Consider the following 20,390-nt stretch of genomic DNA (forward strand, 5'->3'; position numbering starts at 1 on the left):
CTATATTTACTTTTATGTTAATTTAGAACATAAAAAGGAAGTTGGTAATTCTTGTTCGAAGTGAATCTGTCTGAGCATAGGTCTAGATCGGACAAAGTTAAAGGGCTACGTCTGCCTTTTGTCCGAACCTGAGGCTAGTTCGGACAAAGTTCAGAGATTTCGACCGCCTTTTGTCCGAACACGGGACTACTTAGAACAAAGTTAAGAAATTCGACTGCTCATTCTATCCGCCTCCGCCCCCTTATACCTTCACAAAACAAAAGACACTCCCCAATAGGAGAGTGTCTTATCATTATTATTCCGCAAGCTTCGCAAATGCCTTCTCAGCTGCTTCAATTGTTTTTTGCAGGTCTTCGTCTGTGTGTGCTGTTGATAGGAATAATCCTTCGAACTGTGATGGAGGCAGGAATACTCCTTCGTTCGCCATTTCACGGTAGTATGCTGCAAAGAATTCAAGGTTTGATTGTTTGGCTACTTCATAGTTGATAACATTTTCATTTGTGAAGAAGATGCCGATCATTGAGCCTGCGCGGTTGATTGTGTGCGGTATCCCATATTTCTCAGCCGCTGCTCTCAGTCCTTTTTCAAGGATAACAGCTTTGCGCTCAAACTCTTTGTATGATTCTGGTGTTAACTGCTTCAATGTTTCCAGGCCGGCTGTCATCGCAAGCGGGTTTCCGGATAGCGTTCCAGCCTGGTAAATCGGACCGCTTGGAGCGATTTGCTCCATGATCTCTCTTTGACCGCCGTAAGCTCCTACTGGAAGTCCTCCGCCTATTACCTTGCCAAGGCAAGTAAGGTCAGGAGTTACATTGTAATATCCCTGAGCACAGTTATAGTCTACGCGGAAACCTGTCATGACCTCATCAAAAATCAAGACGGTGCCATACTGGCTAGTGATTTCACGAAGTCCCTCCAGGAATCCTTCAACAGGTGGTACGACACCCATATTCCCGGCTACTGGTTCAACGATCACACCTGCGATATCATCACCATATTGCTCGAATGCGTAACGGACACTCTTAAGATCGTTGTAAGGTACTGTAATCGTGTTCTTGGCAACTCCCTCAGGAACACCAGGGCTGTCAGGCAAACCAAGCGTGGCGACGCCTGAGCCAGCTTTTATAAGCAATGAGTCACCATGTCCATGGTAGCAGCCTTCGAATTTCAGAATCATATTCCGGCCTGTATATCCACGAGCAAGGCGCAATGCACTCATCGTCGCCTCAGTTCCGGAAGATACCATTCTTACCATCTCAATCGACGGCACGCGGTCAATGACTAATTGTGCAAGCTCGTTTTCGACAACTGTCGGTGCTCCGAAGCTTGTACCAAGCTCAGCTACTTTCTTGATCCCCTCAACAACCTTGTCATTCGTGTGGCCAAGGATCAGCGGCCCCCAAGATAATACATAATCTATATATTCATTGCCGTCGATATCATAGATTTTTGAACCCTTCCCTTTTTCCATGAAGATAGGATCCATATTGACAGATTTGAATGCGCGGACGGGGCTGTTTACTCCTCCAGGCAATAGTTCTTTCGCTTCTTTAAAAGCTTCAATCGATTTATCATATGAGCGCATACTATCCCTCATTTCTATTGAATGGCTACTCTTTTTCAAACCCGTGGATTATTGTTCCTTCAGCCAGCGTGCTGCATCCTTCGCATGGTAGGTGATGATCAGATCTGATCCGGCGCGCTTCATGCCTGTCAGCATTTCCATGACGATGCTCTTCTCGTCAACCCAGCCGTTTTGGGCTGCTGCTTTGACCATTGAATACTCACCGCTGACATTATAGATGACAACTGGCAAGTTGAAGTTGTTTTTCACATCACGGACGATGTCCAGATATGGCATGCCCGGTTTGACAATCAGGAAGTCAGCGCCTTCCATGACATCAGACTCTGCTTCGCGCATAGCTTCGATGCGATTTGCAGGATCCATCTGGTAGGATTTGCGATCGCCAAACTTCGGCGTGCTTTCTGCTGCTTCGCGGAAAGGACCGTAAAACGCAGAAGAATATTTTACCGCATAGGACATGATTGGAACATCATCGAATCCTGCTTCATCCAGAGCAAAACGGATCGCTGTAACAAAACCGTCCATCATGTTTGATGGAGCAATGATATCAGCGCCGGCTTGTGCCTGGCTCACGGCCGTCTTTCCTAACAGCTCAAGAGAAGGGTCATTAAGAACCTTGCCATCCTCAATTACGCCGCAGTGGCCATGGCTTGTGTATTCACAAAGGCAAGTATCGGCAATGACAACCATATCAGGAAAATCCCTTTTGATGACTCGAATCGCTTCCTGCAAAATTCCGTGGTCATGATAAGCCTGACAGCCTACTTCATCTTTTTCGTTCGGAACGCCGAATAGCAGCACAGATTTAATGCCCAGCGATTCCACTTCAGTGATTTCTTCTTTTAGGTTATCAAGGGATAATTGATAGACTCCCGGCATTGAAGAAACTTCGTTTTTCACATTTTCTCCTTCAACGACAAAAAGCGGGTAGATCAAGTCTTCAGGGCGAAGATAGTTTTCACGTATAAGCGCGCGCATATTCGCTGTCTGGCGAAGACGGCGGTGGCGGCTGAATTCAAGGTGTTTCATGGATTACCCTCCAATATTTATATAATTGGCAACGCTATTCAGCATCTCTTCGACGGTGTATTTTTCCGGCATGGCATGGACATTCAAGCCCCACTGCTCAGCCTTCCTTTTTGACACAGGACCGATGCAGGAAACAATGCAATGTTCCAGCTTGTCCCTTAAATGATATTCCTCGACGATTTTCATGAAATGATCAATCGTAGATGGGCTTGTAAATGTTAGTATATCAAGACTTTCTTCAGTTAGCATCTTAACGAGCTTGCTTCTGCTTTCTTCAGGCAGGAATGTCTCATAGATAATGATTTCATCAACGATGGCGCCCTTTTCCTTCAGTGCATTAGAAATATAATCCCTGGCCAGGTTCCCTTTTGGAATCAGGATTCTTTCCCCCTGATTAACATGAGGCAAGAACTCATCGATGAATCCTTCGGCAACATATTCTGCTGGAACAAAGTCTACCTTTTCTCCCATGTCTTCAAGGATTTCTTTCGTTTTCTCGCCAATCACGGCTATTTTAGGCAGAAGAGTCCGACTCTTTTTGATAAAAGAATAGAATGTTTCCACCGTCACATTGCTCGTAAAAATGATCCAATCGTAGTTATGTAAGTCCGCAAGTGTAGTGTGTAGTTTTCTAGAGGCTGTAACCGGCTGAAAGGCAATAAGAGGGATTTCCACTGGAATCCCTCCATTTCTTTTAACCAATTCGGAGAAAGGCTTGGCGTGAGCCTTTCCCCTTGGAATCATGACCGTTTTATTTTGCAGCGATTGCGCTGGAATCATTCACTATCAATCTCCTGTTTCACCTTGTCGATCAAGTCTTTAGCTCCCTGGCTGATCAACTTGTCAGCAGCAAGCTTTCCCAGCTCCTCGGGATTTGTTCCCGCAACCTGTTCCTTGAAGATTGTCTTTCCATCCGGCGAGCCGACTAGCGCTGTGAGCACGATTTCTTCCTTGTCATTAAGATAGGCATATCCGGCAATCGGCACCTGGCAGCCGCCTTCCATCTTGTGCAGGAAAGCTCTTTCGGCTTTTACTGTCACACTTGTTTCAGCGCATGTGAATTTTTCAAGCAGCTGAAGAAGCTCTTCGTCATCGCCGCGGCACTCAATCGAAAGTGCACCCTGGCCGACTGCTGGTACACAAATATCCTCATCGATGAACTCGGTTACTGTATCACTGGCCCATCCCATGCGCTTCAAACCGGCAGCAGCAAGGATAATGCCATCATAGTCTTCAGTTTCAAGCTTAGCGATCCTCGTATCAATGTTTCCGCGAATCCACTTCATTTCAAGATCAGGACGCTGAGCCAATAGCTGGGCGCTCCTGCGAAGGCTGCTTGTTCCAATTACTGAACCCGGTCTTAATTCTTTAAAAGGTACATGATCGTTGGAAATAAGCACATCACGTTGATCTTCCCTCTCCGGGATAGCCCCGATGACGAGCCCCTCTGGAAGAACTGCAGGCATATCCTTCATGCTATGGACAGCCATATCAATTTCTTTGTCGAGCATAGCCTGTTCGATTTCTTTTACGAAAAGGCCTTTTCCTCCGACCTTTGATAAAGTCACATCAAGAATCTTGTCTCCTTTTGTGACGATTTCCTTCACTTCAAACTCAAAAGGAGCACCTAATTTCTTCAGCTGCTCAATTACCCAGTTTGTTTGTGTCAATGCTAGCTTACTCCGTCTGGAGCCAACGATAATTTTTCTCATGACAGCCTCCTTTTATTGGTACCAAAAATGGAAAGATGATAATTTTCCGAAAAGGAAAAAGTTAATTAAGACAATCAGGAACGATGCAACATTCCATAGGGCGAGCGATTTTCCATACATTTCTTTGCCGACCCTTAGATAAAGATAAATGCTATAAACAGCTAGAACAATGAATGAACCGATCAGCTTGGCATCATACCATGTAAGGTCAGGAACTTTGATCCACGCCCACTGAAGCCCAAGGATCAAGCTCAGAATCAGCATCGGCACTCCGATGACATTCAATATGTATGACCAATAATCAAGTTTCGTTAAATCGGTGATCCTCCATAACAGCTTACCCCACTTTTTCCGCTTTAAAAGGTCGTATTGAATGAGATATAGCAGCGAAAAGACCACTGAAATCGAGAATGCCCCATATGAAAGGATCGCCATGGTGATATGGATGAGCAAAAGCTCTGATATCAGCTGCTCGGACATGACATTGGAGTCATATTGCACAGGTGCAAATGTATGGATCGCCATGATGATGAATCCAAGGATATTTGTAAAAAAGACAATAAAATCTACTTTTAATAGTTTGTTGATAGCCAGCGACAGCGTCACCAGCACCCACGCATAAAAGTAAAGCCCTTCAAAGAGGGTCAGGACTGGGAACCGGCCTTGATCAACCATGTAATATATCAGAAAAATCGTCTGGAATCCCCAAACAAATGCAAGTAACCAGAAAGCAACTTTGTTTGCCCTCCGGTTACTGTTAAGGAAATCGATAAAGTATAAGAGCACGCTAGCCGCATAAATCATAATGGTTATTTCATGGAGACGCGTAATATAAAGATCACCCATGGGCACTACCTCTCTTACGGCTGAAAAGAAGCCTGAGGCGAAGGAACTTTTACCTGCTTGGTTTCAGCCGTTTTCATTCCTTCTTGTTCAGCGACGAGCTGTTCAATATTGAAAATCTTCACGAATAGATCGAGTGCTTCCTCAGCATCTGGACCAGCCGCAAGCTCTTTCGCCTGCAAAATTGGATCTTTAAGAAGCTGGTTGATGATGCTCTTTGTATGCTTGTTAAGAACTTTAATATCCCGATCGGATAGATGTGGCAATTTCCGTTCAATACTGTTCATTGTTTCTTGCTGGATTGATAGGGCTTTGACCCTCAAAGCAGAGATGACCGGAACAACACCAAGGGTATTCAGCACTGTTTGAATTGGACAATCTCACTTTCAATCATGATAAGAATCTTCTCTGCTGCCTTTTGGCGTTCCTGCAGATTTGCTTCAACAATTCCCTCTAGATCATCGATATCATAAAGGAATACATTTTCCAAAGTCGCAATCTCAGGGTCCAGATCACGGGGAACAGCGATATCCACCATGAATAATGGCTTTCCTTTTCGCTTTTGCTCGACCTTTGCCATCATATCCTTTGTAACAACAAACTCCTTCGCGCCTGTAGAACTGATGAGAATATCTGCATCAACCAGCGCAGTCTGGAGCTCATCCAGTGTTTTAGCCATGCCGGAAAAACGATTAGCTAAATCCTCGGCTTTCTGGTAAGTACGATTGATGACAGTTACCTTCTTCGCTCCATTTGCATGAAGGTTCTGGATAGCCAGCTCACCCATCTTGCCTGCACCAAGAATCAGGACATGCTTTTGATCAAGAGAGCCGAAAATCTTCTTGGCAAGTTCAACAGCTGCGTAGCTGACAGAAACTGCGTTCGCGCCGATATCTGTTTCAGAATGGCCACGCTTGGCAATAGTGACTGCCTGTTTGAATAACTGGTTGAAGACCGTTCCAGTAGTGTTCTTTTCAAGGCCGAGCATGAAGCTTGAACGCACTTGCCCAAGGATTTGAGTTTCACCCAGCACCATTGAGTTCAAGCCGCAGGAAACCTTGAATAAATGTTCAATTGCCCCATCTTGTTCATAGATGAACAGGAACGGCGTAAATTCTGCCTGAGGGATTCCGAACCATTCAGATAAGAATTCTTTAATATAGTATCTGCCTGTATGGAGCTGGTCCACGACAGCGTATATTTCTGTACGGTTGCAAGTTGATACGATGACATTCTCAAGGATGCTCTTCTTTTCCTGAAGTGCACTCATCGCTTCACCAAGGTTACCCTCGTTGAATGTCAATCTTTCGCGGATTTCGACAGGGGCAGTTTTATAGTTTAGACCGACAACGATAATATGCATTATTAATTGACACCCCCACATAGAAATTGCATAATTGGCTAAGGCAATTATACATGACGTTTTTTCCGTTTTAACGTTGTAAATGTGAACAACTCTTGAAAAAATATATATAATAGCATTGATTAAATTGAACTATTTCGTCTGTGTGTTTGTTATACTTTTATACTATATTAAAAGCAAATAAACATACTCCCTAATGTACCTTATCAAAGTTTGTCCCTTAATTCAAGTGAGCCTTTCTGGAAGTGGTGAAGTAATGAAAAATCAGAGAATTATACCAGGAATGATATTAATCGGATTTGGAATCTATTTTTATCTACAGCAGGAAAATGTTTCGTTGTTCAATGAATTTTATACGTGGCCGACACTCTTGATCATTATCGGAGCTGCCTTTTTAGTTCAAGGGTACTGGGGCAGAGATTATGAAGCCCTCTTCCCAGGCGTGATCCTCGTCGGCTTCGGAATCCACTTTCATGTGGTCAATAAATTCGACCTCTGGCCAGATCACCTTGGCGCTTTTATTCTAATCATTGCCCTCGGTTTTTTGCTCCGCTATCAGAAAACAGGAAATGGCTTGTTTCATGGAGTCCTCTTTCTCATTTTAGCAGGACTGTTGCTTTTTTATGACAGAATCACCGGATGGCTTGGTTTATTGGAAAATGGAGTTTCGACAGCATGGAGATTTTGGCCGGCAGCATTGATACTAATTGGTGTTTACCTGTTGTTTATTAAAAAGAAATAAGAAAACTGACCAGGTTTAGAAGCTAGACACTAATCTTAGTATAATAAGTAAATACTTTATAAAAGGAAACCCGCACCGTATTCATCTACGGTGCGGGTTTCTAATTCCAAACGATTATTTCATGAAACTTCCTAAAACTGACCAGGCTTTGTCTTTTCCTTCTCCTGTTTCTGATGAGAAAAGAATGATCGTGTCGTCCGGATCTAAATCAAGGGTTTCTTTTGTAATCTTCAAATGCTTTTGCCACTTTTGACTTTGGAATTTTATCCGCTTTAGTCGCGATAATGATAACCGGAATTCCGTAATGCTTGAGGAAATCATACATCATTACGTCATCCTTTGATGGCGGATGCCTAAGGTCAACAATCAACAGCATCGCTTTTAATTGTTCGCGTGAGGTAATATAGGTTTCAATCATCTTGCCCCAGGCTTCACGCTCGGATTTTGATACTTTAGCGTAACCATAACCCGGAACATCTACAAAATGTAGCATTTCATTGATTAAGTAAAAATTCAGTGTTTGTGTCTTGCCAGGCTTGGAAGACGTTCTGGCAAGGCTTTTCCGGTTCAGCATTTTATTGATAAACGAAGATTTACCAACATTTGAACGGCCTGCAAGGGCGAATTCCGGAAGATTACTTTCCGGATATTGATTCGGCCTTACGGCACTGATCACGATTTCAGCACTATTTACTTTCATTGAGAATCACCGCTGGCGAGAGCGTGCTTCAATACTTCATCTAAATGAGAAACTAACACAAATTCAAGCTCCTTACGTACACTTTCTGGAATATCATCAATATCTTTTTCATTATCTTTTGGACAAATAACCTTTGTTAGGCCTGCTCTGTGGGCACTCAAAGATTTTTCCTTGAGACCGCCAATTGGCAATACGCGTCCTCTAAGCGTTATTTCCCCGGTCATTCCTACTTCCCTTCGGATCGGCTTTCCTGACAAAGCAGATACAAGCGCAGTAGCAATCGTAATACCCGCTGAAGGACCATCTTTCGGAACAGCACCCTCAGGAACATGGATATGAATATCGTTCTTTTCATGGAAGTCCGGATCAATGTCCAGATCCTTCGCCTTTGAACGCACATAACTGAAAGCAGCCTGGGCAGATTCCTTCATGACATCCCCAAGCTTGCCAGTAAGGACTAACTTGCCTTTTCCTGGCGACAGGGAAACTTCAATCTGGAGGGTATCACCGCCGACTGTTGTATAGGCGAGACCAGTGGCAACGCCTATCTGGTCGTCCAACTCAGCCTGCCCATACCTGAACTTAGTCTTTCCGAGGAAGTCCTCGACGTTCTTCTCGCTAACGATCACACGTTTTTTCTCTCCAGAAACAACGATTTTCGCTGTTTTCCTGCAGATGGATGCGAGCTGCCTTTCAAGGGAGCGCACCCCAGATTCCCGTGTATAATAACGAATTACCTTCGTAATCGCTTCATCCTTCATCTGAAGCTGTGACTTCGATAGACCATGATCCTTGATTTGTCTAGGAAGGAGATGGTCCTTGGCAATGTGCAGTTTTTCCTGCTCTGTATAGCCTGCAATATTGATGATCTCCATTCTGTCGAGCAACGGGCCAGGTACAGTTGAAAGATTATTGGCTGTTGCGATGAACATTACTTTTGAAAGGTCATATGGCTCTTCAATGTAATGATCGCTGAAATTATGGTTCTGTTCGGGATCGAGCACCTCCAGCATCGCAGAAGAAGGATCGCCGCGGAAATCATTGGACATTTTATCGATTTCATCAAGAAGAAAAACAGGATTAATCGTTCCTGCCTTTTTCATCCCCTGGATGACCCTGCCCGGCATAGCGCCGACATAAGTCCTTCTGTGGCCGCGAATTTCTGACTCATCACGAACACCGCCTAAAGATACTCTGACAAAATTGCGGTTCAAAGATTTAGCGATCGACCTGGCCAAGCTCGTTTTACCGACTCCCGGAGGTCCAGCCAGACACAGAATTGGTCCTTTTAATGAGTTTGTCAGCTTCTGGACAGCAAGATACTCAAGAACCCTCTCCTTTACTTTTTCCAGTCCGTAATGGTCTTTATCAAGGATCTTTTCAGCTTTGCTGATATCAAGGTCATCCTCTGTCGACTTTGACCATGGCAACGCTACAAGCCATTCGATATAATTTCGGATCACGGCGCTTTCTGCAGAAGTAGCGGGAACCTTCTCGTAACGGTCAAGTTCCTTCGAAGCAGTTTCCTTCACACTTTCAGGCATTCCGGCAAGCTCAACTTTTTCGGTAAGCTCAGCAATTTCTCCTGTCTTTCCTTCTTTTTCACCAAGCTCCTTCTGGATGGCCTTCATCTGTTCACGCAGATAATATTCCTTTTGCGTACGTTCCATTGAACGTTTTACACGCTGTCCGATCTTCTTCTCGAGACCCAGCACTTCTTTTTCATTATGGATGATTTCGATGACACGATTCATCCGGTCCTTGATGTCAATCGTCTCGAGAATTTCCTGCTTCTCTTTAAGCTTTAGCGGAAGATGGGAAGCGATGATATCAGCCATCCTGCCAGGCTCTTCAATATCAGAAACAGATGCATACATTTCCGCAGAGATTTTCTTGGACATTTTTATGTATTGTTCGAAATACTCAAGCATTGTCCTCATTAATGCTTCATCTTCGACATCCTTTGATTCATCATCCTCAAAGGTTCTCACTTTACAGGAATAATGGTCATTCTCATCAAAAATTTCAATGATTTCAGCTCTGGACAATCCTTCAACCAACACGCGGATCGTTCCGTTCGGGAGCTTCAGCATTTGTTTGACGCGAGTCAATGTACCCATCTGGTACAAATCCTCCTCGCCTGGTTCATCTATGGATATATCTTTTTGGGTTGTAAGATAGATTAAATGGTCATCCACCATTGCCTTCTCCAATGCTTGTACCGATTTTTCCCGTCCTACATCCAAATGCAGAACCATCGTCGGGTACACAAGCAAACCGCGCAGCGGCAGAAGTGGGACAGTGTGCTCATTCTTATTCGCCATGACATTGCACCTCCAACATGCATTGTATCAAACCATAAGTATAATATACTTTGTTGTTCAATTCTATCGTATTTATTTTCAAGTGTCTAATAACAAGAGCAGTTAGCACCGATTTGCCTCATTGATTAGTATCATGATATTCAGGTGAAAATATGTCCACATCTGAAGTTACTTTTAAGAGCGGGTTTATCCTTTTTTTTAAAAAATAGCAATTCCAGCCATTGGAACTCCCACTACACCCTCTTTCCTTTTTCAGGGAAAAATAAACCCGTATTTTCTTCTTGGTTAACTTTAGGTGAATATTCAATAAAATAGCGTAAAAAAGAACGCCGGCAAGCGTTCTTTTTTTCATTCTAGCTCGTCTCTTTTGCCGTTAAGTCACTGGCAGCCTTGATGATTTGCTCCCTCGGAAGGTCTTTTTCAAGAGCAATTTCAAACACTTCATTCAAGTGGGTGACTGGAATGATTTCTATATCTTTGATTTCATTAAGGATGGTCTGCACATTTTGCTGCGGAATGATTACCTTCTTGGCACCTGCTTTTTTCGCTGCCTTCACTTTTGGATAGACACCGCCAATCGGCTTGACATTCCCATGGATGCTGATTTCTCCGGTCATGGCAACTGTATGGTCCATCGGGATTTTATAGATTGCTGAATAAATCCCCGTCGCCATGGCGATCCCGGCAGATGGGCCATCTATTGGTGTGCCGCCTGGGAAATTGACATGGATGTCGAATTCATCAGCTGGAACACCCATTGATCGCAGAACAGTGATGACATTTTCTATCGAACCTCGTGCCATGCTCTTTCTTCGTATAGATTTTCCCTGTCCGCCGATGCTCTCTTCATCAACTATACCAGTGATATTGATTGAGCCCTTATCTTTCGCTTTAATTACAGTTACTTCAATTTCAAGAAGCGCACCAGTATTTGGTCCATACACAGCCAACCCATTGACAAGGCCGACCGCTGACTTTTCATTGATTTTTCTTTCCATCCTTGGTGTCAGCTGGCTCGAATGTACGACCCATTCAATTTCCTCTTCTTTAATGTAGGTTCGTTCGTCGGTAATGGCCAGTCCAGCGGCAATCTGGACCATATTAACGGCTTCGCGGCCATTTCGTGCATAATTTGAAAGGATCTCAATCGCTTTTTCACTCATAGTCAGTTCTACTTTTTCAGCAGCATTCCTTGCTACTTCTGAAATTTCCTCCTGGGATAACTCGCGGAAAAATACTTCCATGCATCTTGACCTGATTGCCGGAGGGATTTCGCTTGGAGTTCTCGTCGTCGCGCCTACAAGGCGGAAGTCTGCCGGGAGCCCATTTTTGAAGATGTCGTGGATATGGCTTGGTATTTGCGTGTTTTCCTCATTATAATACGCACTCTCTAAAAATACTTTCCTGTCTTCCAGTACTTTTAAAAGCTTGTTCATCTGGATTGGATGCAGCTCACCAATTTCATCGATGAATAAAACTCCTCCGTGGGCATTGGTCACAGCACCCTGTTTCGGCTGAGGAATGCCAGCCTGGCCCATCGCACCAGCCCCTTGATAAATCGGGTCATGAACAGAACCAATCAATGGGTCAGCGATTCCTCTCTCATCAAACCTGGCTGTTGTAGCATCCAGCTCAACAAATACTGAAGATTTTTTGAAGGGGGATTTTTGGTTTTGCTTTGCTTCTTCTAATACAAGCCTTGCCGCAGCCGTTTTTCCTACTCCCGGCGGCCCATAAATGATGACATGCTGCGGATTGGGCCCACACAACGCTGCTTTAAGTGCCTTGATTCCATCTTCCTGTCCGACAATATCCTTGAAGCTGGATGGCCTGACTTTTTCGGCAAGCGGTTCACTCAGGGAGACCGATCTCATCTTCCTTAACTGTTCCATTTCTTTTCGGGATTCCCGATCAATTGATACTTTTTGCGTCCGCTGATTCCTGAGTAAATTCCAGAAATACAGCCCGATGATGATTCCGAAAAACAGCTGTATAAACAAGGCGATTCCGGTCCAACTCAATTTACATTCCCTCCCGTAGGTTGATACTATTGGCTTTAACCTAGTATCCCCCTGAGAGTGTTGGAATAAACAATATTTTCAAGTGAATTTTCCCATCATTAGTGACCATAGTCTGATGCTGAATTACCGGTTTTCTTCCAATATTACCATAGGATTACAGGTTCTGACACGACCTTGTTTTGACAGCTTTTCGTTTTTTCACGTTAATCAGTCCGAGAATTCTGTATTTCAGAGAGAGGTCTTATAAACGAAAAAATCCCGGTGATGTTCACCGGGATTCAGTGTATTATGCTGAATTTCTTTCGTCTTTAATGACTGTTCCGTCCTCTAGCACTAACTTTGGAGGCATGTTGTTTTCGACTGTATCCTTAGTGATGATACATTTCACGATATCTTCACGGGATGGAAGGTCGAACATGACGTCCAGCATGATGCCTTCGATGATTGAACGAAGTCCGCGGGCACCTGTCTTGCGTTCAATTGCCTTTTTGGCAATTTCAATGAGTGCATCGTCTTCAAATTCAAGCTCGACATCATCTAGGTTTAGCATTTTTTGATACTGTTTTACAAGAGCGTTCCTCGGTTTTGTCAGGATTTCGACTAGCGCTTCTTCATCAAGCGGAGTCAGGCTGGCAATTACCGGTAGACGGCCGATGAATTCCGGGATTAACCCGAATTTAAGTAAATCTTCAGGAAGGACTTTTGACAACAATTCCTTCTTGTCCAAGTCTTCCTCTTTCTTATCAGAGCCAAAGCCGATTACTTTCTGGCCGAGGCGACGCTTAATGATTTGCTCGATACCGTCGAATGCTCCGCCGCAAATGAACAGGATATTCGTCGTATCGATCTGGATGAATTCTTGGTGTGGATGCTTTCGTCCACCTTGTGGCGGTACACTTGCAACTGTTCCTTCAAGAATTTTCAGGAGCGCCTGCTGCACACCTTCCCCGGAAACATCTCTAGTTATAGAAGGGTTTTCGGATTTTCTAGCGATTTTATCGATTTCATCGATATAAATGATTCCTTTTTCAGCCTTTTCTACATCGTAGTCAGCTGATTGGATCAATTTCAAAAGGATGTTTTCAACATCTTCACCAACATAACCTGCTTCTGTCAGTGATGTTGCATCCGCGATTGCGAATGGAACATTGAGAATACGGGCTAATGTTTGAGCAAGCAAAGTTTTACCGCTTCCTGTTGGCCCGATCATCGCAATATTACTTTTTGATAGTTCAACATCGTCAATCTTGCTGTTTGAGTTGATACGCTTATAGTGATTGTAAACGGCTACAGATAAGTTCTTCTTAGCCTGGTCCTGACCAATTACATACTCATTAAGAATATCGCGGATTTCCAGTGGTTTTGGAACATCCTTAAACTCAACTTCTTCTTCAGTGCCAAGTTCTTCTTCAACGATTTCTGTGCATAATTCAATACACTCGTCACAGATATAGACGCCTGGCCCTGCTACCAATTTGCGGACTTGATCCTGCGTCTTGCCGCAGAAGGAACATTTAAGTTGCCCTTTTTCATCATTAAATTTGAACAATGCCTTCACCCCTTGAGAACTTCTAAACATATATAAAGCTGCGATTCATAAGCAAACGATAAGTTAAGTAACAGTTTTTTCTGCTGCTTTCGAGCAGGTATGTATTGCATTGTATCACATTTTGCCAGGGGACAGGAAATAATAACCCTTAGCCAATTCAGTTCGAGCTTATGAATCGAAAAAAATATGTACTAATTCATCTTTTCCATAAATCAAGCCGTTAAATCGACTTATATGAAATTGCTAAAAAATTATGTATGTATATTGGTGTTAATTGTAGAAAACAAGGCACGATTTACTCGCGCCTTGTTTCTATATTATAAATCTAAGTATAAAATTCACTTCGAGAAATGTCTAGCTGCGGCTCCTAACTCCTCGAGACGCTTGTCTAGTTTTGCCTCCGCTTTTCTCTTATTAGGCAACAGTCTTGCTGTTTTCTACAAGGAAATCTACTGCTTTTTTAAGTTGAAGATCGCCTTTGATTCCGTCAAGCTTCCGCCTAGTACTGCCCGGATTTGGTCAGCAGACATATTGTACATTTCAGACATCTTTTGAAGCTCTGCATTTACTTCTTCATCAGTTACTTCGATGTTTTCAGCTTTTGCGATTGCTTCAAGAGTCAGGTTCACACGTACGCGTGTAGCAGCTTCTTCTTTCATTTGTTCGCGAAGGGCAGCTTCATCCTGACCTGAAAACTGGTAGTACAGGTCAAGGTTCATGCCTTGCATTTGCAAGCGTTGTTCAAACTCACTTACCATGCGGTCGATTTCAGTGTTGATCATCGATTCAGGAACTTCGATTTCAGCGTTAGCTGCTGCTTTTTCTACAACAGTGTCACGTTCGAAGTGTTCTTTTTGATGTGCTTTGTCATGTGCAAGACGATCTGTGATCTTTGTCTTAAGCTCTTCTAAAGTTTCAACTTCTTCATCAGCATCTTTAGCGAATTCATCATCTAAAGCCGGAAGTTCTTTTCCTTTGATTTCGTGAACTTTCACTTTGAAAGTTGCAGGCTTACCAGCAAGTTCAGCTGCATGGTACTCTTCAGGGAAAGTAACCTCTACATCTTTTTCTTCGCCAGTAGCTGTTCCAACTAGCTGTTCTTCGAATCCAGGAATGAATGAACCTGAACCAAGTTCAAGTGCATAGTTTTCAGCTTTGCCGCCTTCGAAAGCCTCGCCATCAACGAATCCTTCGAAATCAATGACAACACTGTCGCCATTTTCAGCAGTGCCTTCTTCTTTAACAACAAGCTCAGCCTGCTTTTCCTGCATTGCTTTCAATTCGTTTTCTACTTCTTCATCTGTTACGTTTGTGTCGAATGCTTCTACTTCAAGTCCTTTATACTCGCCAAGTTTCACTTCAGGCTTAACTGTTACGGTTGCCTTGATGATTAAGCTCTTGCCCTTTTCGATTTGTTCTATATCGATTTCCGGGCGGTCAACTGGCTCGATTCCAGTTTCATCGATTGCATTTGCATATGCTTCTGGAAGAAGAATATCAATTGCATCCTGGTATAAAGACTCTACGCCGAAACGCTTTTCGAACATTTGGCGAGGCATTTTCCCTTTACGGAATCCTGGTACGTTAATTTGCTTAACAACTTTCTTGAATGCAGCGTCAAGACCTTGGTTGACCTTTTCTGCCTCTACTTCAATTGTTAGAACCGTTTGGTTCCCTTCTCTTTTTTCTACCTTTGCAGACATACAGTTCCCTCCAACAATAATCTATTGTCATTTTCATTCGACGATGAATACCCTTGTTTACCAAGCAATATTCCAGATTAAATGTAAAATAGAATGATTTTTACATAATACAACCACTACATTATAACACAGGTTTATTTCGTTTCAACAGCTTGGACTATATTATCGGGTAAGAAATTTCTTCTAGCCTCCGGATAAAATCCAGAACCTGTTGTGTCTCCTCAATCTGGCTGTTGTATATTTCAGCAAATGACTCTAGTGGATCTTCAAATCCATAATACTCATTTGCAACGAAATGGCAGGCAGCAGCCCATGCCTCAGCTTGCCCGACTGACAGTTTGAATGGATAAACCAAAAAGTAATACCGCTCGACCAATCTTTGGACATTTTCAAATAAAACAGGATCATCATTTTCAATTTCATGGCTTAATAGCTGGATCACACCACTGTTCTCAACATAATCCTTCAGTTCCGGTAAATTTACTGGATTGAAGTCTTCTGTCCAGCCGAATTTGTATACATGTAATTCTTCATCATACTCTTGTTCTTTTAAAATATTAAGCAGCATTGTTTTTAAGAAAGGGTGGCCATCTTCTGATGCGACATACTCCCTTATTTTTATTAAATAGGGTCTTATGTTTACCTTAGCGAGGCCTGCAGCAATCATTACCTGGTCATTGGAGCTCTTATAGTCAAAAAGATTAAGCTCATCCTCTTCAGGTTCCTCTTCAAAACTCTCCGTGGCTCCATTTCTGTTTCGCCATTAAGCATCCGCCTGCCGAATTCGAGCATGGTGATGAAATGCTCATGCTTGTCTGCCGGAATTTCCCGCTCTTCCAATAGAGCTTCGATAGTCGTGACGACTTCACTGTATTCATTCAACTGGACAAGGATCATTAAATACATGTCAATTGCTTGGATGTAATCACCCAGCCCGCTCCGCAGCATCTCTGCCACGAGTTCCTTCGCCTGATGGGTATTGCCTGCTTCATAATTAGCAAGAACAAGGCCAACGAATACATCACCATTCTCAGGGTCATGCTCCAATGCCTGCTCGAGAAATTGAATCGCATCCCTGTACTTTTTCTGTTTCAAATAATCCAGGCCCTTTTCCAACAGACGCTTTTCTAGACCGGGAAACAGGATCACTTTGTCCTTTTTTGATTCCCGCTTATTCATAAACATACCGCCTTACTATTAATAGTTGCACTCTATTGATTTCCGTGATTTACACTTCATGAGTTCAGCTTTTTTAGAAAGTTTAGCACGAATCCTTGAAAAATCAAAAAGATTCACAAGCAGGGCCTGTGAATCTTCGTAATTTTTTCATATCAGATTACTTTTTCGATAAGCTTTTCTTCATATACTTTGATACTTCCTTCGAGCTGTAGCGTTAGTTCGATCTCATCCCAGCCATTAAGGAGCATATTATACCAATATGGAGTGATATCAAATTCGGCTTCGAATCCCTGGTTATCATAAACTCTCTTCTGTTCTAGTGAAACGGTCAGTTCATACGCCTGCCCGCTCGCCTTCTTAAGTAAATAGAAAACGTCTTTTTCTGGCAGTACAACCGGAAGGATTCCGTTCTTCAGGCAATTCTGTTTAAAAATATCAGCAAAAGAAGGGGCGATTATAACCTTGAATCCGTAATCAAGCAAGGCCCATGGTGCGTGCTCCCTGGATGAACCGCAGCCGAAATTTTCATTCGCTATTAAAATACTTGCCCCCTCGTTATCCGGGTGGTTGAGCTCAAAGTCGCCATTCAGCTCTCCGTTTGGTTTATAGCGCCAGTCGTAAAACAAGTACTGCCCAAAACCTGTTTTTTCGATTCTTTTCAGAAATTGCTTTGGAATGATCTGATCTGTGTCAACATTTGTCCGGTCCATCGCAGCGACTTTTCCCTTCATTTCTGTAAAACTGGACATTGCAGGCTCCTTTCATAGAAAAGTATTGTATTGTAAATACCATATTGATAGTGAACTAAGATGAAATTTACTGGTTTCGGGTTTTTGGCTCAATTCTTGCTAGAAAAAATTATTCTCTTACTAAGCGAAGATAATTGCACGAAAAACTTCGATAATTACAACATTTAAGCCATTAATTGAACCAAAAATCACATTAATTGCACCATCAAAACGATTAATTGCGCTTTCGTCCTTTATTTGGTAAAAAAGAAACTAAACAGTAATCCTGGCCATCGACCTGACATCGACAAAACGCCCGTGAAGTGCGGCAGCCGCTGCCATAGCCGGGCTGACTAGATGGGTTCGTGCCCCCGCGCCCTGTCTGCCTTCAAAGTTGCGGTTTGAAGTGGAAGCACAATGTTCCCCGGCCGCACGATGTCTGCATTCATACTCAGGCACATGCTGCAGCCGGATTCTCTCCATTCAAATCCTGCTTCTATAAATACCTGGGCAATGCCTTCTGCTTCAGCCGCCTTCTTGACCTGCTGGGAACCAGGCACGATAATTGCTTCGACTCCAGGAGCGACTTTTTTTTCCTTTGATAATCTCGGAGGCTGCCCTGAGATCCTCTATTCTTGAATTCGTGCAGGAGCCAATGAAGACCTTGGTTACATTAATATCTGTAATTGGCTGGCCTTCATCCAGCCCCATATATGATAATGCCCTTTCTAGTGACTTCCTTTCAGTATCAGTATCACAATCATTTAGGTAAGGCACTCTGTTCGTGACCGGTGAAGTCATCGATGGGTTCGTGCCCCAGCTGACCATAGGCGCTATACCATTGCCATCTACTTTAATTACGTGGTCATACACTGCATCTTCATCTGAAGAGAGCTGCTGCCATTCCAATATTTTATCGAGGAAGGCATCTCCTTGCGCAACATATTTCCTTCCATTAAGATAAGCAAAGGTTTTTTCGTCAGGGGCGACAAGAGAAGCTTTAGCTCCTCCTTCAATTGACATATTGCAAATTGTCATCCTTTCCTCCATCGACATCTTCCTGATGGCTTCGCCGCTAAATTCGATTACGTAACCAGTACCGAAGTTTACTCCGTATTTACTGATAATGAATAGGATGAAATCCTTTGCGCTCACGCCTGGTGCCAGAGAGCCAGACACTTCAACTTTCAGGGTTTTTGGTTTTGTCTGCCAGAGTGTTTGAGTCGCAAGGACATGCTCAACCTCACTCGTACCAATTCCGAATGCCAGTGCTCCGAATGCACCGTGCGTCGAAGTGTGACTGTCCCCGCAAACAATCGTCATTCCTGGCTGTGTCAAGCCCAGCTCAGGTCCGATGACATGGACAATGCCCTGTTCAGGACTGTCGAGATCAGCCAAAGGAATGCCGAATTCAAGGCAATTATCCCTTAAAGTATCCATCTGGTTTTTCGCAACAGGATCATTAATTTCACTCCGGCTGATCGTAGGTACATTGTGGTCCATCGTCGCAAATGTCAAATCCGGTCTCCGTACAGACCTATTTTTCATCCTAAGTCCCGAAAAAGCCTGCGGCGAGGTTACCTCATGGACAAGATGAAGGTCGATATACACCAGGTCTGGTTTGCCTTCTTCCTGATGTACTATATGCTTCTCCCAAATTTTTTCGATGATCGTTTTCCCCAATGATACCCTCCCCTTTTTTAAAAACACTTCTTTTTCGCCTGCCTGGCTTAGTGTTTGTTTTCACAGATTTTCAAACTGGCCGATAGTTCCGGCCTTATGTGTAAGCACTCATGATATTCAGGATCGCTTCATTGTCCAATAGAGCCGCTTTAATTTCCTCAACCATTCCCTCAGTTGTTAAGAACGGAGTGCCAAATAAGGCAATGTCGCGTGTTCTGCTGCCCGCGTCCAGCACCTGCTCTACCGCATTCTCGATTGCCTCAGCTTCGTCATCAAGGTCAAAGGATAGTCGCAGCATCATCGCAGCTGACAGTATCATCGCAATTGGATTAGCCGCGTTCATACCAGCAATATCTGGCGCAGAACCATGGATTGGCTCATACAGATATGGCCCCGCAGCCGATACACTGGCTGACGGCAGCATGCCAAGCGAGCCGGTCAGCACGGATGCTTCATCGCTTAAAATATCACCAAACATATTCTCTGTGACGAGCACATCGAACTGGCGCGGATTCTTGATTAGCTGCATCGCCGCATTATCGACCAGCATGTGGTCGAGTTGAACATCAGGATAGTCTTTCGCCACCTCTTCTGCTGTTTCGCGCCACATTCGGCTCGATTCCAGAACATTTGCTTTATCCACAGAAGTGACCTTGCCTTTTCTAATGGCAGCCAACTCAAATGCATATCGGATGACTCTCTCAATCTCGTTTTTCTGGTAAAACAATGTATCCACTACAGAAGCTTCGCCTTTCTGGACACTTCTTTCACTCGGTTTTCCAAAGTAGAGTCCGCCGGTCAATTCCCTGACCATTACCATGTCGACTCCTTCAACGACTTCCTTGCGAAGCGGTGAAATCCCTGAAATACTGGAATAGTATTGAACCGGCCGGACATTCGCATATAACCCGAGCTCTTTGCGGATTTTCAACAAGCCTTTTTCGGGGCGAATATGTCCAGGCAACTTATCCCACTTAGGACCGCCCACAGCGCCTAACAGGACAGCATCACTAGCTTTACAGAGATCTAATGTGCGCTCGGGGAGCGGGGTTCCAAACTCATCGATGGCTGCTCCGCCGATTTCTCCATAAGTAAAATGGAACTTATGATTAAAAAGCTCAGCTACTGCCTGGAGGATTGTAACCGCCCCCCTGCTTACTTCTTTGCCTACGCCATCTCCTGGCAGGATTGCGATTCTTTTTTCCATTACATTCGCCTCCGATTTCTTG

Annotated in this window: 13 protein-coding genes and 4 pseudogenes; 1 reads left to right on the plus strand and 16 read right to left on the minus strand. The window is 43.7% G+C overall.

Annotated features, from left to right (window positions below; translation table 11 throughout):
- Positions 1 to 295 precede the first annotated feature (295 nt).
- The 6 genes and pseudogenes from hemL to hemA all read right to left on the minus strand — a co-directional run bounded on the left by hemL (position 296) and on the right by hemA (position 6,532).
- Positions 296 to 1,585, minus strand: coding sequence for a glutamate-1-semialdehyde 2,1-aminomutase (gene hemL / locus JCM21738_RS02550; protein ID WP_023627115.1), 1,290 nt, complete (start codon positions 1,583 to 1,585; stop codon positions 296 to 298).
- Between the two features lie 48 nt (positions 1,586 to 1,633).
- Entirely contained in the window at positions 1,634 to 2,614 is a 981-nt protein-coding gene (gene hemB / locus JCM21738_RS02555) for a porphobilinogen synthase (protein WP_023627114.1), read from the minus strand.
- A 3-nt stretch (positions 2,615 to 2,617) separates the two neighbouring features.
- Entirely contained in the window at positions 2,618 to 3,394 is a 777-nt protein-coding gene (locus tag JCM21738_RS02560) for a uroporphyrinogen-III synthase (protein WP_023627113.1), read from the minus strand.
- Complete coding sequence (gene hemC / locus JCM21738_RS02565; protein WP_023627112.1) at positions 3,391 to 4,326, minus strand: hydroxymethylbilane synthase; 936 nt, start codon at positions 4,324 to 4,326, stop codon at positions 3,391 to 3,393. The genes JCM21738_RS02560 and hemC overlap by 4 nt, the downstream gene beginning before the upstream one ends.
- 12 nt (positions 4,327 to 4,338) lie before the next feature.
- A complete protein-coding gene (locus JCM21738_RS02570) occupies positions 4,339 to 5,172 on the minus strand; it encodes a cytochrome C assembly family protein (RefSeq protein ID WP_023627111.1) in 834 nt (277 codons plus the stop codon).
- 14 nt (positions 5,173 to 5,186) lie between these two features.
- Positions 5,187 to 6,532 (minus strand): annotated as a pseudogene (gene hemA, locus JCM21738_RS02575) (glutamyl-tRNA reductase).
- 256 nt (positions 6,533 to 6,788) lie between these two features.
- Here hemA and JCM21738_RS02580 point away from each other — a divergent pair.
- Positions 6,789 to 7,274 (plus strand): LiaI-LiaF-like domain-containing protein, encoded by a 486-nt coding sequence (locus JCM21738_RS02580; RefSeq protein WP_023627109.1) that lies wholly within the window; start codon positions 6,789 to 6,791, stop codon positions 7,272 to 7,274.
- Positions 7,275 to 7,388: 114 nt separating this feature from the next.
- Here the strand turns inward: JCM21738_RS02580 and yihA are convergent.
- The 10 genes and pseudogenes from yihA to leuB form a co-directional block, all read right to left on the minus strand.
- Positions 7,389 to 7,974, minus strand: a pseudogene (gene yihA / locus JCM21738_RS02585) (ribosome biogenesis GTP-binding protein YihA/YsxC).
- Positions 7,971 to 10,298, minus strand: a complete 2,328-nt coding sequence (gene lon, locus JCM21738_RS02590) for an endopeptidase La (protein ID WP_035208829.1) — start codon at positions 10,296 to 10,298, stop codon at positions 7,971 to 7,973. Before lon ends, yihA begins: the two are co-directional and overlap by 4 nt.
- A gap of 353 nt (positions 10,299 to 10,651) precedes the next feature.
- Positions 10,652 to 12,319, minus strand: a complete 1,668-nt coding sequence (gene lonB / locus JCM21738_RS02600) for an ATP-dependent protease LonB (protein WP_023627105.1) — start codon at positions 12,317 to 12,319, stop codon at positions 10,652 to 10,654.
- 286 nt (positions 12,320 to 12,605) lie between these two features.
- Positions 12,606 to 13,868, minus strand: coding sequence for an ATP-dependent protease ATP-binding subunit ClpX (gene clpX, locus JCM21738_RS02605; protein ID WP_023627104.1), 1,263 nt, complete (start codon positions 13,866 to 13,868; stop codon positions 12,606 to 12,608).
- 414 nt (positions 13,869 to 14,282) lie between these two features.
- A pseudogene (tig, locus tag JCM21738_RS02610) lies at positions 14,283 to 15,571 on the minus strand (trigger factor).
- A 157-nt stretch (positions 15,572 to 15,728) separates the two neighbouring features.
- Complete coding sequence (locus JCM21738_RS25090; RefSeq protein ID WP_243462855.1) at positions 15,729 to 16,238, minus strand: hypothetical protein; 510 nt, start codon at positions 16,236 to 16,238, stop codon at positions 15,729 to 15,731.
- Positions 16,238 to 16,750, minus strand: coding sequence for a tetratricopeptide repeat protein (locus JCM21738_RS25095; protein WP_243462856.1), 513 nt, complete (start codon positions 16,748 to 16,750; stop codon positions 16,238 to 16,240). The genes JCM21738_RS25090 and JCM21738_RS25095 overlap by 1 nt, the downstream gene beginning before the upstream one ends.
- A 152-nt stretch (positions 16,751 to 16,902) precedes the next feature.
- Positions 16,903 to 17,499: a 3-isopropylmalate dehydratase small subunit gene (gene leuD / locus JCM21738_RS02620; RefSeq protein ID WP_023627101.1), complete on the minus strand. Its 597-nt coding sequence runs from the start codon at positions 17,497 to 17,499 to the stop codon at positions 16,903 to 16,905.
- A 252-nt stretch (positions 17,500 to 17,751) separates the two neighbouring features.
- Positions 17,752 to 19,161, minus strand: a pseudogene (gene leuC, locus JCM21738_RS02625) (3-isopropylmalate dehydratase large subunit).
- A 94-nt stretch (positions 19,162 to 19,255) separates the two neighbouring features.
- A complete protein-coding gene (gene leuB / locus JCM21738_RS02630) occupies positions 19,256 to 20,368 on the minus strand; it encodes a 3-isopropylmalate dehydrogenase (protein WP_023627099.1) in 1,113 nt (370 codons plus the stop codon).
- Positions 20,369 to 20,390: the final 22 nt, after the last annotated feature.

The sequence above is a fragment of the Mesobacillus boroniphilus JCM 21738 genome (assembly GCF_000517385.1).
Taxonomy (GTDB): domain Bacteria; phylum Bacillota; class Bacilli; order Bacillales; family Cytobacillaceae; genus Mesobacillus; species Mesobacillus boroniphilus.